14 protein-coding genes and 1 pseudogene are annotated in these 14159 nt (G+C 50.8%); 2 read left to right on the forward strand and 13 right to left on the reverse strand.

Annotated elements, in window-relative coordinates:
- Positions 1-15: 15 nt before the first annotated feature.
- From SNR34_RS27095 to SNR34_RS27110, 4 genes are all read right to left on the reverse strand, one after another.
- Positions 16-342 (reverse strand): thioredoxin family protein, encoded by a 327-nt coding sequence (locus tag SNR34_RS27095; RefSeq protein ID WP_236420493.1) that lies wholly within the window; start codon positions 340-342, stop codon positions 16-18.
- A 94-nt stretch (positions 343-436) separates the two neighbouring features.
- Positions 437-1345: an aldo/keto reductase gene (locus SNR34_RS27100; RefSeq protein ID WP_236420492.1), complete on the reverse strand. Its 909-nt coding sequence runs from the start codon at positions 1343-1345 to the stop codon at positions 437-439.
- A 418-nt stretch (positions 1346-1763) separates the two neighbouring features.
- Positions 1764-2507: a 2,3-diphosphoglycerate-dependent phosphoglycerate mutase gene (gpmA, locus tag SNR34_RS27105; RefSeq protein WP_236420491.1), complete on the reverse strand. Its 744-nt coding sequence runs from the start codon at positions 2505-2507 to the stop codon at positions 1764-1766.
- A gap of 71 nt (positions 2508-2578) precedes the next feature.
- A complete protein-coding gene (locus tag SNR34_RS27110) occupies positions 2579-3163 on the reverse strand; it encodes a DUF420 domain-containing protein (protein ID WP_236420490.1) in 585 nt (194 codons plus the stop codon).
- Positions 3164-3539: 376 nt separating this feature from the next.
- On the opposite strand from SNR34_RS27110, the gene SNR34_RS27115 reads away from it, so the two are divergent.
- Both SNR34_RS27115 and SNR34_RS27120 read left to right on the forward strand, forming a co-directional pair.
- The gene (locus tag SNR34_RS27115; protein ID WP_486180595.1) at positions 3540-4736 is read left to right on the forward strand and encodes a cation:proton antiporter; all 1197 of its coding nucleotides are present in this window, start codon (positions 3540-3542) and stop codon (positions 4734-4736) included.
- A gap of 397 nt (positions 4737-5133) precedes the next feature.
- Positions 5134-5765 (forward strand): annotated as a pseudogene (locus tag SNR34_RS27120) (transcriptional regulator).
- A gap of 294 nt (positions 5766-6059) precedes the next feature.
- On the opposite strand, the gene SNR34_RS27125 reads toward SNR34_RS27120, so the two are convergent.
- The 9 genes from SNR34_RS27125 to SNR34_RS27165 all read right to left on the reverse strand — a co-directional run bounded on the left by SNR34_RS27125 (position 6060) and on the right by SNR34_RS27165 (position 14085).
- The gene (locus tag SNR34_RS27125; RefSeq protein WP_339274710.1) at positions 6060-6545 is read right to left on the reverse strand and encodes a DedA family protein; all 486 of its coding nucleotides are present in this window, start codon (positions 6543-6545) and stop codon (positions 6060-6062) included.
- A gap of 13 nt (positions 6546-6558) precedes the next feature.
- A complete protein-coding gene (gene pssA, locus SNR34_RS27130) occupies positions 6559-7113 on the reverse strand; it encodes a CDP-diacylglycerol--serine O-phosphatidyltransferase (protein WP_236420487.1) in 555 nt (184 codons plus the stop codon).
- Positions 7114-7132: 19 nt separating this feature from the next.
- Complete coding sequence (locus tag SNR34_RS27135; protein ID WP_486180596.1) at positions 7133-8896, reverse strand: sensor histidine kinase; 1764 nt, start codon at positions 8894-8896, stop codon at positions 7133-7135.
- Positions 8893-9573 carry a response regulator transcription factor gene (locus SNR34_RS27140; protein ID WP_236420485.1) on the reverse strand — a complete coding sequence of 227 codons (681 nt, stop codon included), beginning with the start codon at positions 9571-9573 and terminating at the stop codon, positions 8893-8895. The genes SNR34_RS27135 and SNR34_RS27140 overlap by 4 nt, the downstream gene beginning before the upstream one ends.
- A 227-nt stretch (positions 9574-9800) precedes the next feature.
- On the reverse strand, positions 9801-10616 hold the full coding sequence (gene thiD / locus SNR34_RS27145) for a bifunctional hydroxymethylpyrimidine kinase/phosphomethylpyrimidine kinase (RefSeq protein ID WP_236420484.1): 816 nt from the start codon (positions 10614-10616) through the stop codon (positions 9801-9803).
- Between the two features lie 105 nt (positions 10617-10721).
- Positions 10722-11420 (reverse strand): ABC transporter permease, encoded by a 699-nt coding sequence (locus tag SNR34_RS27150; RefSeq protein WP_236420483.1) that lies wholly within the window; start codon positions 11418-11420, stop codon positions 10722-10724.
- A complete protein-coding gene (locus SNR34_RS27155) occupies positions 11413-12336 on the reverse strand; it encodes an ABC transporter ATP-binding protein (RefSeq protein WP_343262014.1) in 924 nt (307 codons plus the stop codon). The genes SNR34_RS27150 and SNR34_RS27155 overlap by 8 nt, the downstream gene beginning before the upstream one ends.
- Before the next feature lie 145 nt (positions 12337-12481).
- Positions 12482-13414, reverse strand: a complete 933-nt coding sequence (locus SNR34_RS27160) for a sensor histidine kinase (RefSeq protein WP_486180597.1) — start codon at positions 13412-13414, stop codon at positions 12482-12484.
- Entirely contained in the window at positions 13411-14085 is a 675-nt protein-coding gene (locus tag SNR34_RS27165) for a winged helix-turn-helix domain-containing protein (RefSeq protein ID WP_438286884.1), read from the reverse strand. The genes SNR34_RS27160 and SNR34_RS27165 overlap by 4 nt, the downstream gene beginning before the upstream one ends.
- Positions 14086-14159: the final 74 nt, after the last annotated feature.

The raw sequence follows: 14159 nt of genomic DNA on the forward strand, positions 1-14159 counted from the left end.
TTGTTGTCGCATGATTTATACTTTGGATTCCAGTGTCTCCAAATACTCGGAAATTTGTGCCGGGGTTTTTGCCCATTTGCTGTGAAGGTGAGCAAGCTTTTGTCCATCCTTGAACACCAGCAGGCTCGGGATGCCCCGTACGCCGTTTTCTTCAGCGATCGGCTGGAATTTCTCCGCATCCATGGCATAGAACGTTTTGTCTGCATGCTGATCGATGACGTCACCGATAAAACGGTCGAGGTTTTTGCAATCCGGGCACCAGGTCGTGTCGAATTTGATGACGGTCAGGCCGTCTCCTTGAATCAATTCCTGATATTGTTGTTCGCTTTGAATACGTTCCATAGGTTCTTCACTCCTTGATTGGTTTTTCTGATTTTAGGGTGCTGCCTTCTCATTGTACCTCTTTTGGTTACAATTGAAAACAGGCCTGCGTTGATCATCGATGCTGCGTGTACCGATTCGCCGGACGAATCGCTTGAATCTCTTCGATTTCGGCCGACGTAAGCGGTGCTGCATCCGCTGCCGCAATGTTGTGCAGCAGCTGTTCCCTTGAACTTGCACCCGGCACGACTGCAGCAACTGCCGGGTGAGCCAGCGCATACCGTATGGCCGTCTGGGCCATGCTCCGCTGTTCGCTTACAAACCGGGCGAGTCCTTCGCGAATGGCGAGCAGCTCTGCTGGCGTGTAGTCCAAGTACCCTTTTTCCACTTTGGTTGCCCCAGAATCGGCAAGCACGCCGCTGGCAACCGGACCGCGCGCAATCACGCTGATCCCGTTCTGCTTCAGCAGGGGCAATACTTCTTCTTCGGCACGGCGGTCTGCCACGCTGTACTGATTCATTACGCTCGCAATGGATGCTCTGCGCACATATTCCCGAATCACGTTGGGACGTATGGAGGAGATGCCGTAATAACGGATTACGCCTTCCTGCTTCAACTCCTCGAACGCCTCGATCGTCTCTTCGATTGGATCGTCGAGGGTTCCTCCGTGCAGTTGATACAAATCGATATAATCCGTCTTCAAACGCTTCAAGCTCTCATGAACCGCAGACTTGATATAAGCCTTGGACGGATCCCAAACCCAACCTTCTTTCCCGGGGTGACGCCGATTGCCTACCTTGGTAGCGACGATAACCCGATCGCGGCGGCCCTGGATGGCCTGTCCCACGATTTCTTCGTTCCGTCCGGCATCGTACAAATCCGCCGTATCCAGCAGGTTAACCCCACGATCCAACGCTTCATGGATAAGAGCCACCGCAGGCCCCATCTCGGTTCCGAGCGACATGCAGCCCAGGCCGATTTCTCCAACCATCAGCTCTGATGAACCCAATCGGTTTTGCTTCATTATGGTTCTTCCCTCCCATACGTTGCCTCATTTTGCACCATTCGATCCCATTCGATTTCTATAGAAACCTGCATTAATCAATTACACAAGGCCACTGCGAGTGCAGTACCATCTTCCGATCGCTGTTATCCCCAGATTTTTTTGAATCCCCTTACTAAGGGGAAAATCCGGTGATAGCCTATGCTTCCGATGCAGCTTTCTTTCAGAAAGCTTTTAGGCGACCGCTTCGCTTCTCCAGATTGGTTCTGCCTCTCCGTTAACGTATGTATGTTTATTGCGGTTTATATAGCGGGATACTTTGTTGCTCTACAGGTATCCATTGTAACATTGTTCATTGCAAAAATCGCTTCATTCGAAACGAAAAAGCAGCCTGTCCGACGAATTGCCGGGCAAGCTGCGGTTATGTGTTCGTTTTCCATCAATCCGTTGGCGTGGCTGCATGGGTCATTTCTTCGTGTTTATAAGTGGAGCCGTCCGCAGTCAGGTAGAAATGACCTGTCGGATGAAGATCATCATCAAGCTCATATACGAGCGGAATGCCTGTCGGAATGTTCAAATCCATGACGTCCGCTTCCGACATTTGATCCAGATGCATGACCAAGGAGCGGAGCGTATTGCCGTGAGCGGAAACCAGCACTCTTTTGCCCGATGCCACTGCCGGTTTAATCTCATTTTCCCAATAGTCCAGTACCCGCTTGGACGTGTCCATCAGGTTTTCGGTACGCGGAATGGTGCAGCCCAGCCGGGAGTATTTGTCCTGATCCTGCAAATAACGCTCATCGTTACCATCCAAGGGCGGCGGGGAAACATGAACGGAACGTCTCCATTCCCGAACCTGATCTTCCCCGTATTTGAGCGCGGTTTCCTGTTTGTTGAGCCCTTGGAGAGCGCCATAATGACGCTCGTTGAGCTTCCACGTTTTGGTGATCGGAATCCACATCCGGTCCATCTCGTCCAGCGCGATATCCAGCGTTCGGATGGAACGTTTCAACACAGAGGCATACGCGCAATCGAAATCAAAGCCCTGCTGCTTCAAAATCCTTCCCGCCTTGCGGGCCTCACCGTAACCATCCTCGGTCAAATCCACGTCGGTCCAGCCTGTAAACCGGTTTTCGACGTTCCACATGCTCTGTCCATGACGAATTAAAACGATCCGGTGCATCGTCGCGTTCCCTCCTTCCGAGCCTCATCTTTCATTGACTTAAACTTTTGGTGTGGCAGTGTATCGCTCCATCAATAGTAAGGTGCCATCATCAGGTAAACAACGACTCCCGTGGAACTGACGTACAGCCAGATCGGCATCGTCCAACGGGCAATTTTGCGGTGCTTCTGCAATTGGTTCGTCCAGCCCCACACCAGCGTAAAGAGTGCAAGCGGAACGATAATGGCCGCAAGGACGCTGTGCGTGATCAGAATGAAGAAATAAATGGAACGAATGATACCCTCTCCACCATATTTGGACGTCTCTGGAGAGAGATAGTGGAAGCTCAGATACGTCACCAGGAATAATAACGTGGTCGAAAACGCGGCCAGAATAAAACGTTTGTGCAGCTTCACGTTCCGCTTGATGATGGCGATCAGCGCCGCAAGCAAGAAAATGAAGGTGAAACTGTTAAACACCGCATTGAAGCGCGGCAGCACCGTAATATCGAAGTTGATGTCACCCTTGTAACCGATCGACGGCGCAAAAAACAGCAATAAAATAATGACATTGGCAAGAATGGAAATCGTGATAATGATGCCTGCAAAGTTTTTGTTCGTTGTCGGGGCCGGGGTATTGGCCTTCTTGCTCGGGTCCCCTTGATCATATTTGCCCAATGCAAAATCCTCCTCATATGCTACATCTATGCTCTATGTCATTATATCTTGCCAATTGTCGACTGTTAAGTGACAACACTTCGAACAAACCAGGCGGTATCCAGCATTTAATCTGCCCTTTTCTAGCGAATTCCATCCAAAGGTGCACTGGCCGTTTTGCCTTTAGCATCGTTATATGGTATAATTGAATAAATCACATATGAGCGTTAGAACTGGAGGAGCCTGTCACCAAGGGCTTCTCTTTGTCTTTTTCAGGGCATGTAGAGGCACTCACTTGAGCGTCGTTTTACATGCTTTTTTTATTTGAGAGAAACGCGCAATGAATGCATGTCCTTGGTACAGGTTATTTTAATAACGCTGCAGGAAGGAGCATTTCATGGAATTCATTTTGGTATTGGCCCTTATTTTAATATTCACCAAACTTGCCGGCGATTTATCGGTGCGTCTTGGCCAGCCCTCTGTGTTGGGAAAATTGATCGTTGGCGTGATTCTTGGACCTGCATTGCTTGGCTGGGTAGAGAACAGCGACTTCATTCATTACATGGCCGAAATCGGCGTTTTGCTGCTGATGTTCATTGCCGGTCTTGAAACAGACCTCGAACAATTGAAGAAAAACTGGAAAGCAGCGTTTGCCGTTGCGGTGGGGGGCGTGATCCTTCCGTTCATCGGAGGTTATGGCTCCGCTCTTGCTTTCGGCATGACGCAAGCGCATGCCTTGTTCTTCGGCTTGCTCTTCTGCGCCACGTCGGTCAGCATTTCGGTACAAACGTTGAAGGATATGAATCAGCTCGGCTCTCGCGAAGGAACGACGATACTCGGTGCGGCCGTGGTGGACGATGTGCTTGTTGTTGTTTTGCTTGCCGTCATGATGAGCCTATTGGGGACTGGGACAGGTGCCGAAGAGGTATCCATCGCGTTATTGATCGGCAAAAAGCTTTTGTTTTTCGTGGTGGTCATCGCCGCAAGCGTCTTCCTTGTCCCGCGCGTCATGAAATGGATGGCGCCCCTGCGCGTCACCGAAACCGTCATTACGGCAGGGTTGATTATTTGTTTCGGCTTTTCTTACTTTGCCGAATGGATGGGCGTTGCCGGAATTATCGGTGCATTTGCGGCAGGTATTGCCATCTCGCAAACCGGCTTCAAACAAGAGGTAGAGCATAAAATCGAGCCCATTGCCTACAGTATCTTCGTGCCCGTATTCTTTGTCAGCATTGGACTTAACGTTACTTTTGAAGGTGTAGGTTCGCAAATCGGCCTGATCGTCGTCATCAGCCTCGTCGCCATCGTCACGAAGCTGCTCGGGGGCGGTGCAGGCGCCTTATTAACCGGATTCGATCGGAAGTCGGCGCTGGCCATCGGTTCAGGCATGATTTCCAGGGGAGAGGTTGCCCTGATTATCGCATCGACGGGGCTTGCCTCCGGACTGCTGGACAGCCAGTATTTCACAAGCGTCGTCATTATGGTGATTGTGACCACTCTGGTAACGCCGCCGCTGTTGAAATTGACGTTTGCGAGGAAAAAAGGGACGGATCGGATTGAAGAAGACGTTAAACAGTCCGGTGTTCACGGATAATTATCTGTGTTATCCCCGTACTTTTCCAAACGGAATATTCGGTGAACAGTCCATGCTTTCCGATGCAGCTTTCTTTCAGTAAGCTTTTAAGCGACTGCTTCGCTTCTTCCCCCCGTATTAAGCATTCGCAATTGGACTCTGCTGAGAGACGATGTTATTGTCAATATGCTTTGTTACAGCTATACTGGATCTATCATATAATCCGGTCGTGAAGCACACGCCGCTTTGACATATATCCTTACCTTCATGGGTGAGGTGATTGTCGGAGCGGCTTTTTGCGTTCATGTTTATTGGCACGAGCGCTCGATGGTGCAGAACGCCGCAACCGTAGACGGTAGATGAAAGTGGATTAGAACATCATACGATCCAAACGATATGAAGGAGTTGAACAAGTTCAATGGCCATTGGTTTTGAGGAAACCTATGAGAAATGGTTACAATCGTTGTTGGCCGGAGAGACCAACCCGAGAAGGAGGACAAGAATTGAAAACGGTCTGGAACATGACACGTTGGAGTTTTTAGCAATGTCTGGTTTCCGGCTGTTGGAAGCTTCAGACACTTGCAGCCTGAAGGGGAGGTACGCGACTTTCACAACAGTTATCGATATCTCGATTTGGCCTACCTGCCCGGTAACGGTGTCAAAGGGGGCATCGAAATCCAGGGATATGGACCTCATGCCCGCGATCTGGACGTTCGCCGTTTCAAGGATTTATGCTAGAGGCATTGTCTACTCACACTAGATGGTTGGACCTTTCTACCGATTGCGTATCTCTCCATTAAGGACGAACCTAAACGGTGCCAACAGCTGGTGCTGGCGTTTATCGGCCCCTTGGCGCTGAATTGGGTCGAAGCAGAAACCGTGCGGTTTGCCAGACGTTTGCTGCGTCCCTTTACGCCGGCTGAGTTGGCTGCCCATTTGAGAGTGACCGACCAGCATGCGCGCCGAATTCTGCACAGTATGGTGGATCAACAGGTTCTGGAAGTAGCCAACGGCCAGGAAAGGTACCGTACCTATATGTTACGAACCTGAGACACCTTATTCCCTGCTTCTCGTGCAGGCTCATTTTCTAACGAACTTTAGACACGTTATTTGGGAGTTAAATGTATTTCTCTGGCCCAATACTCCAAATAGCGACGCTCAGGTTCGTTACAAGTATTAGCGCCCCTAAAACATATAATTAAGACGCCTCATGTTCGTTAGGGTTTGGGTAGCTGATTCGCGTTCACACGGGTAGGTTTATATCAACTATAAACCGAAAACAAAAAAGACCACTCCGTATAAAAAGAGGTCTTTGTCCTTGCCGTATACATCAGCTTGTCCATATCAAGTAATGACGCCTACGTAAAATCCGATCGAAATAAACACCACGCACCATATGAACGCACCAATGCCGGATACGACAACATATCTTCCAAAGGCCATACGGCTTATTCCCGAGAAGCAGCACATCAAATGGCGAATGCCGGGAATGAAGTATCCAAGAATGATCGACCAGTATCCATATTTCTGAAACCAGGTCTCTACCCTGATCAAACGTTTGGGGTTAACGCCGATCCATTTGCCGTACTTTTCCACCAAGGGCCTGCCTGCTTTTTTGCCGATGGTGTAGCTGAGCAGCCCGCCGGTAAAGGCCCCTCCAAAGCTGACAACGATGGATGCGGAATAATTCAAGACCGAGATCGAGGCGAGATAACCGACAAAGGTCATCATCACCTCATCCGGGATTGGCATGCCGATGACGCCAAGGGCCAGCAGTCCGTAAATGGCAAAGTAGCCGTACTGGCCGATAAACTCTTTTGCTAACTCCATACTGTGTCGCTCCTTACCTCTTGCTTCGATTCCACGAGATCCTTCTCTCTTGCGGGGCTAACACCTGTTTCAATGATGGAAAACGAATTTGGCTAACCATTAGTGCGGATAAAACGACAATAACCAGGTAAGCGACACCATGCGTAAAATACGGACTCCAGAGGGCGAAAAAGGACATCAACCCGCCCGCAAACGTAATCGGCATGCCGACAAAACCGTTCGTCGCCGTCTTCTGGCAATTGTAACGCGCCAAACGAAGCGCACCGCATACCGGGAACAATGCCGTCAGTGCCATGCCCAGCACACCCACGCTGCCCATGGAATTCAAATATAAAATCAGCACCGGGGCTGTCCCGAAGGATACGACATCCGCCAGAGAATCCAGCGCTTTGCCGAAGTCGCCCTCACAATGCAGTTTACGTGCGGCAAAACCGTCAAACAGGTCAAAAAACATCGCAACCCAAATCATCGTAACCGCCAGCGCGAATTCGCCATGAATGGCCATGATGATCGCCAGCATGCCCGAAGCCAGATTGCCCAGCGTTAAAATGGACGGTAAAGCTTTCATAGACTAACTCCCTTTCGTACTAATCATTAGGAAAAATAATATAAAAACGAACTCCATCAGGCGTGTTTTCCACGCCGTAGCTGCATCCGTGCAGGTCAAGAATTTGCTTCGCAATGGCCAGACCCAGACCGGTCCCGCCCATTTTGCGATTGCGGGAGCGCTCCACGCGGTAGAACCTCTCCCAAATATATTGGCGATCGGCTTCCGAAATGCTTTCTCCTTTGTTCTCGATGGAAATGCGCACCCGGCCTTCAAGCCTGTTGATTTCAATCATAATATCGGTTTTCGGCACGGCATGGCGGATCGCGTTCATTAACATGTTATATATGACTTGCTCCAGTTTGCCGCGATCCCCTTCCACCGTCTGTTCCGTTGTGGCAGCCAGCACCACGTCCAAATGTTTTTCTTTCAGCTGCGGGCCAAGCCGCCCGGCAATATCTTCAACCATGTCCACAAGGTCGACCGCTCCCATCGTTAACTTGATCGCTTGCGATTCCAGCCGAACGAGATCAAGCATCTCTTCCACCATCGTCTCCATCTTGGCGGCCTCATCGGCGATGATTTCGATGTAGCGTTCTTTTTTGCTTTCGCTCACACCATCCTTAAGGCCTTCAGAATACCCTTTGATGATGCTAAGCGGCGTTTTGAGCTCATGGGACGCATCGGCGAAAAATTCCCGCTGCCGCTTTTCGATACGCTGCTTCATTTCCATGTCTGATCGCATTTGGCTGTTGGCCTGCCGCAGTTCCTTAAGCGTCTGGTCCAGCGTTGTCGACAACGCGTTCAGACTATCGGACAGGCTGCCGATTTCATCGTTGCGCCGGATGGGCGACCGTACAGTGAAATCCAGCGTGGACATTTTTTTGGCCACATGGTTCAGCGAAAGCAGCGGTTTCGTAACAATCCGGGATAATAACAGGGACAGGAACACAATCAACACGACGGCTGCAATTCCGAAATAGGCATAGAACAACTGCGTTGCTTCGCCGGCCTCTCTCATTTCCTGCAAAGAGGTCAACGAAAACAACAATTGGTTTGGGGAACCGTTGCTGCTGTGCACGGCAGCGATGGTGATAACATTGCGCACGCCGCTCCAGCTGTCGGTCCATTCCTCACTGATCATTTTCCCATCTGCCAGGCTGAGCTGATCTTCCGTCGACAAGGGAAAGCGACTGTCCAGTGCCTGCACCAGCAAACCCTGCCGCTGGCTCCAGGTGGACAGATTCGGAAGAACCACTTCCGTAATGACGCCTTTCCAATCTTGAACGGGCTCCCCCAATTCCTGAAAATCCTCAATCCCCCACACGGTGGAACTGTCATCCCTGATCTTGAAAGGATAGACCATCGTATCGTCCTGGGCGGCACTCGCCGGACCCGTCACGTTCAACGGCTTCCCGAATCTCAGGTGCGTGGCAATCCATCCGGCATTTTCGCTGTTGATGAACAACGACAAAGATACTTTGATCTTGCTCCCGTCTTCCAGTTGCAGGGTAACGTGAAAAGGATCGTTTACCAGTTTGCCGGTCTTCGTCAGGATGACGAGATGCGACTGGCTTTGTCGCATGAATCTCCCCGTTTCCTTTGCCAGCTGCATGTCGCTCCATCCGCCCGCTGCATATTGGCGTTCGAAGTTGGCGAGTTTTTTCTTGACGCTGCTGATCTTCTGATGCTGATAAAAATCGGGAAACCAGGCCAGTTGGGCAACCATCGTCGTTCCGTATAAAAGAATAAGAAAGCCCGCCATGATCAGAAACAGCTTGATCGTAATGCCGTTGCGTCTCATACCTCCGCCTCGAACCGGTATCCGGTGCCGATGACGGTCCGGATGCATCTCGCTTCGTCCCCAAGCTTGCTGCGCAGCTTCTTGATATGGGTATCCACCACCCGGGAATCGCCGTCGAAATCGAATCCCCATACCCGATTTAATATAGCGTCACGGGATAACACGATGCCTTGATTGCGTGCCATGTAGAGCAGCAATTCATATTCTTTGGGCGCAAGCTCGATCTCCGCCCCGTTCTTCTCCAGCCTTCTTGCCCATGGGTCCAACACGGCTTCGCCGAAACGAATGACGCCCTGCTCCCTGCTGAGCGCGCCTTCCACCCGTTTCATTAGCGTCTCTGCCCGTGCGACCAGCACGCGTGGGCTAAAAGGTTTAGTCACATAATCGTCCACGCCAAGATGGAAGCCATGAATTTTGTCATCATCCTCTGACTTTGCCGTCAGCATGATAATAGGTACGGTCGATTTGGAACGAATATGCCCGCATAACGTCCAACCGTCCATTTCCGGCATCAGTACGTCGAGAATGACAAGGTCCACCTGGTGAAGTTCAAACAATTCCGAAGCTTCAACGCCGTTCTCCGCTTCGATCACGTTCCATTGTTCTTTTATGAAATAATCGGCCACAATCTCGCGAATGCGGCTCTCGTCTTCCACCAGAAGCACTGTTCTGACCATGACCGACTCTCCTTTTATCTTTCTTTCATTAACATAACGAGTCCATGTGTCGTTCATGTGTCCTCTCCAATGAAGGAAGGTATAATGATGTATACGAATAATACATGTAAGAAGTTACTAATTTAACCAAGGCTCCGCACAAAAAAAGGTTGTCAACGAGCCTGCCTGCCCATTGACAACCACCACATTCGATCCCTTTTTCTCAGGTTTGCTTCTAATTACGGCGTCTATCCGTTCTGTTTATCCAAACGGTGCGCCATATGCAACGTCGGGCCGACAAAACGATTCAGCGGGAATCCTCCGGCAATCGCTTTGGTTACGAAGGCTTTTCCTTCGCGAACGGCGTCCTTCACGGACAATCCGCGTGCCAGGCCTGCGGTTATTGCCGCAGAAGTGGTGCAGCCCGCGCCATGCGTATAACCGGAGCCCACGACATCGGCTTCAAACCATTCGTAGTTTTTACCGTCATAAAGAAGGTCCATCGCTTTTCCCGGATTGATCACGCCTCTGTCCTTAATCAGGACGTGCTTTGCTCCGTGATCGTGAATGGCGGCGGCAGCCTCCTCCATTTTCTCTTTGGAACGGATCGGACCACTCTTGGCCAATTGCGAAGCTTCGAACAGGTTCGGCGTCACCAGATCGGCGCCAGGCAGCAAAAATTCGATCATGGCTTCCGTATTTTCGGGTTGCAGCACTTCATCCGTGCCTTTACACACCATAACAGGATCAATGACGATCTGCGGCAAACCGCTGCGGCGAACGTGTTTGGCCACGAGCTCGATAATATCGACGGAACCGAGCATGCCCGTTTTCATGGCATCAAAGCCGATGCCGTCCAGGACCGTGCGAAGCTGCGCTTCCACCACATTCAGCTCCACCGGGAAAACCTGGTGATCCCATGTCTCGGGTTCCATAGCTACAACCGTCGTCAGCACGGTCATGCCGTAAACGCCAAGCTCCTGGAATGTTTTTAAATCAGCTTGTATTCCTGCACCGCCGCTCGTATCCGAGCCGGCAATAGTCAATGTTTTTGGAATTGTCATGATAGTCGCATTCTCCTTCGTGGTTCAGTTGACCTTATCCTATCCCTTGTAAGAGCGGATGTCAATGGCCTCAGAAGCCCGCTGGAGAAGGGGTTTCCCCGGATTTCAATGCACGTCCTTCATCTCCAGGCGATGCATGGACATCGAAGCAATCCACAGCCCAACGAGGCCAAGCGCAACAGGAATCACGATGATCGTATTGATGGATACGGAAGGACCGTTAACGCCCGAGCACACGACGAAAACAAGCAGGACGGAAGCAACGATCGTCGATGTCGCCGAATGTTTGCGCATGCCGAAAAATAAAGGAATGAGGGCCATTGCCGCGGCCGAAAGCGAACTGATTGTGTATTTTACCAACAGCAGACCGATCTCTTCCATAGTTACCGAGTCGCCGATAAATGGATAATAATGATTGACCGTCATCAAGGCAGCCCCCATCAGCAGGTCGGTAAACAGGATCATGGCAAACGTGAAGGCAAAAACGATGATCAATTTGGCGGCAATCAGCTTATGGCGTTTAATCGGATAAGTAAACATCACGCTCATCGTTTTATTTTTGTATTCACTGATGATCATCCTGGACAGCAAAGCCCCCGCAAATACGATATACACTGCCCTCGAAAACGTATCAATTAGGATGAAGGAAACAGCATGCGTTGAAAACGCGTAGTCTTCTGCTCCCCAATCCACAATTCCAATCATGATTAAAAAAGCGAGAATGATCGAATTCGCAATGGCTGCGTACATAAAGTTCCGGGAGAACCGATGTTTGCGCCATTCCAGTGAAATCAATTTAAGCAACGTCATCATCCCCCTTTACCAAGTTGATGAAGTGCTCCTCCAAAGAGTGTGCCCGTTTGAAGACCGATTCAATCGCCACGTCATGCCGGACTAACCCGGTTGTCAGGTCTGCCGGGGACAGGCCCGGATCGTACACGCGCAAAGTGCGCTCATTCAACAGCTTGTAATTGTTCAGCTTCAACTCGTGTTCCATCACGTAAGCCGCCCTGCTGGCATCGACGACCTGCAATTCAATGTACTCCCCATGCGTGGTGCGAATTTCCTCCATCGACACTTCCTCGATCAGCCGCCCGCGTCGAATGACGCCGACCGTGTCTGCCATCTGTTCGATCTCGCCGAGGATGTGGCTGGAGATGATCAGCGTAATCCGGTATTCCGAACGAAGCATCTTGAACAACTCGCGCAGTTCCTTGATGCCGATCGGATCAAGACCGTTGATCGGTTCGTCCAGAATAAGGAGTTCAGGTGTGGTGATCAGCGCTCTCGCTATGCCTAGCCGTTGTTTCATGCCCAGCGAGAAATCCCGGACCGGCTTATTACCCGTATCTTTCAGGCCCACCGTCTCCATCATGCTGCCAATAACCTGTTTGTTGTGAAATCCCATGTATTCGCAATGCAGCTCCAGGTTTTCCCTTGCGGAAAGCTTGTCGTAGAAAACAGGATATTCGATGATGCTGCCCATACGTTTGAGAACTTCATAGGAAGATGGGGTCAACTTTTCCCCGAACAGTTCGATTTCGCCGCCCGTCGGTTTCACGAGATTGGTCAACATTTTCATCAGTGTTGTTTTGCCTGCCCCGTTCGGACCCAGCAGCCCGTAAATTTCGCCCTGTTTGATATTCAGGCTGACATTGGATACGGCCTCTGATCCTTCATAAGCTTTGGTCACGCTAATCGTGCGCGCAATATATGTCATCGTTCTCGCATTCTCCTTTGGTACAGTCCCCGGCGGGTCGTTATATCTATATTATAAAGAGAGAAACCGTCATTTCTATTACTCGAAACTTACAAAAATCTTAAGCTCGGCATCATATCTCCCTAACAAAAACCCCGCGGGGCATCTAACCGCCCTGCAAGCAAACGGAAAATACGGTTTCCTCATACGGAACGCTGTGCAAACCGATGCTTCCGCCCATGCGCTCCACAAGCCGTTTGGTGATGGTCAAGCCGAGGCCGCTTCCCTGATAGAGCCGGTTTCGGGAATCTTCCAGCGTGTACATTCGCTCAAATACGTGATCGTGCTCCCGTTCGGGAATACCCCTTCCCTGATCGCGGACGCTGATAACGACCGTTCCGTTTTCCTGCTTATCGACCGACAGACCGAGCACTTTGCCGTCTGCCCCGTATTTCATGGCATTGGTCACGAGATTATCGAGCACACGTTCAAGGGCCTCTTCGTTGGCTCTGACGAACACGTCCTCATCGGGAATGGACAGCTCGACCTGCATTTCCAAGTTTGTCAACAACTCGTAAAACGAAAGCACCTTCAATCGGCACAGCTCGCTGGCATTGACCCGGTCCATAGTTAACTCCACATCCCCCGACTCCAGCTTGGCCAGGTTAAAAAAGGAAAGAATCAGGCGCAGCACCTCTTGCGTTTTGTCATGCAGCTTGGCGGTCATCGCCGCTCGTTCGGCTTCGGTAAGCTCTGTACGGTGAAGCAGCGTTTCGCTGTAACCGAGCACAACGGTAAGAGGTGTTTTCAAATCATGCGAAATGTTGGAGAGCATATGGCGTATTTCCTTTTCCTGATTGGCATAACGCGCGCCTGTCCGGTGTGCGTGGTCCAGCAGCAAGTTGACGTCGGTCAGAATTTGCCTGATCTGAGGGTCGCTGCTGAACAGCAGCACCCTCTCGTAACTGCCTTCGTTAAGAATGGATGCCACTTTGTCGTGGATGTAGGTTAACTGCCGAGATCGTTGATGAAGTTTGGTTGCCAAGATCGCAACGACCAGAACCAGAACGGCGCTGAAGCCGCATACCACCCAGATCACCCCTGCCCCACCTCCAGTTTGTATCCGATGCCCCACAGCGTTTTAATATATTGGGGCTCAGACGGGTCGGCCTCTACCTTCTCCCGCAAACGGCGCATGTGCACATTGATGATATTTTCATCGCCATAGTACATGTCCTCCCACACCGAAGCGTAGATTTGCGCCTTTGTATACACTTTGCCCGGATGGGCAGCGAGCAGTTTCAAAATGCCGAATTCCTTGGATGTCAGCTTTACAGGTATGCCGTCGCGTTCTACTTCATACGTCTCCAGATCAATGACAAGCCCGCCGATGGAAATGCGTTCCGATTTTGATTTTTCGGTTGCGGCCGGCGCCTGCGCTCCGGCATAGTTGGCCCGGCGAATCGCCGCTTTGATCCGGGCAGTCAATTCGATAAGCGAAAACGGCTTCGCCACATAATCGTCAGCGCCGAATCCCAAACCAAGCGCCTTGTCCACGTCTCCATCCTTGGCAGATAAAATCAACACGGGTACCAAACTAACGGCGCGGATGGCCTGAAGAACATCCATCCCGTTTTGATGCGGCAGCATGAGGTCAAGAATGACCAGATCGAAATCCTTCTGCCGATCCATAAACAACTTCTCCGCCTCCAGTCCGTCATATGCATAGTGCACCTCATAGCCCTCATTTTCCAAATAAGGTCCCACCATCTCGCTAATCGAGCGATCATCCTCTACTAGCAGCAATCGATAAGCCGGCACAAAATCCCCCCAACAAACGTTTT

Source organism: Paenibacillus sp. XP01 (assembly GCF_057364885.1).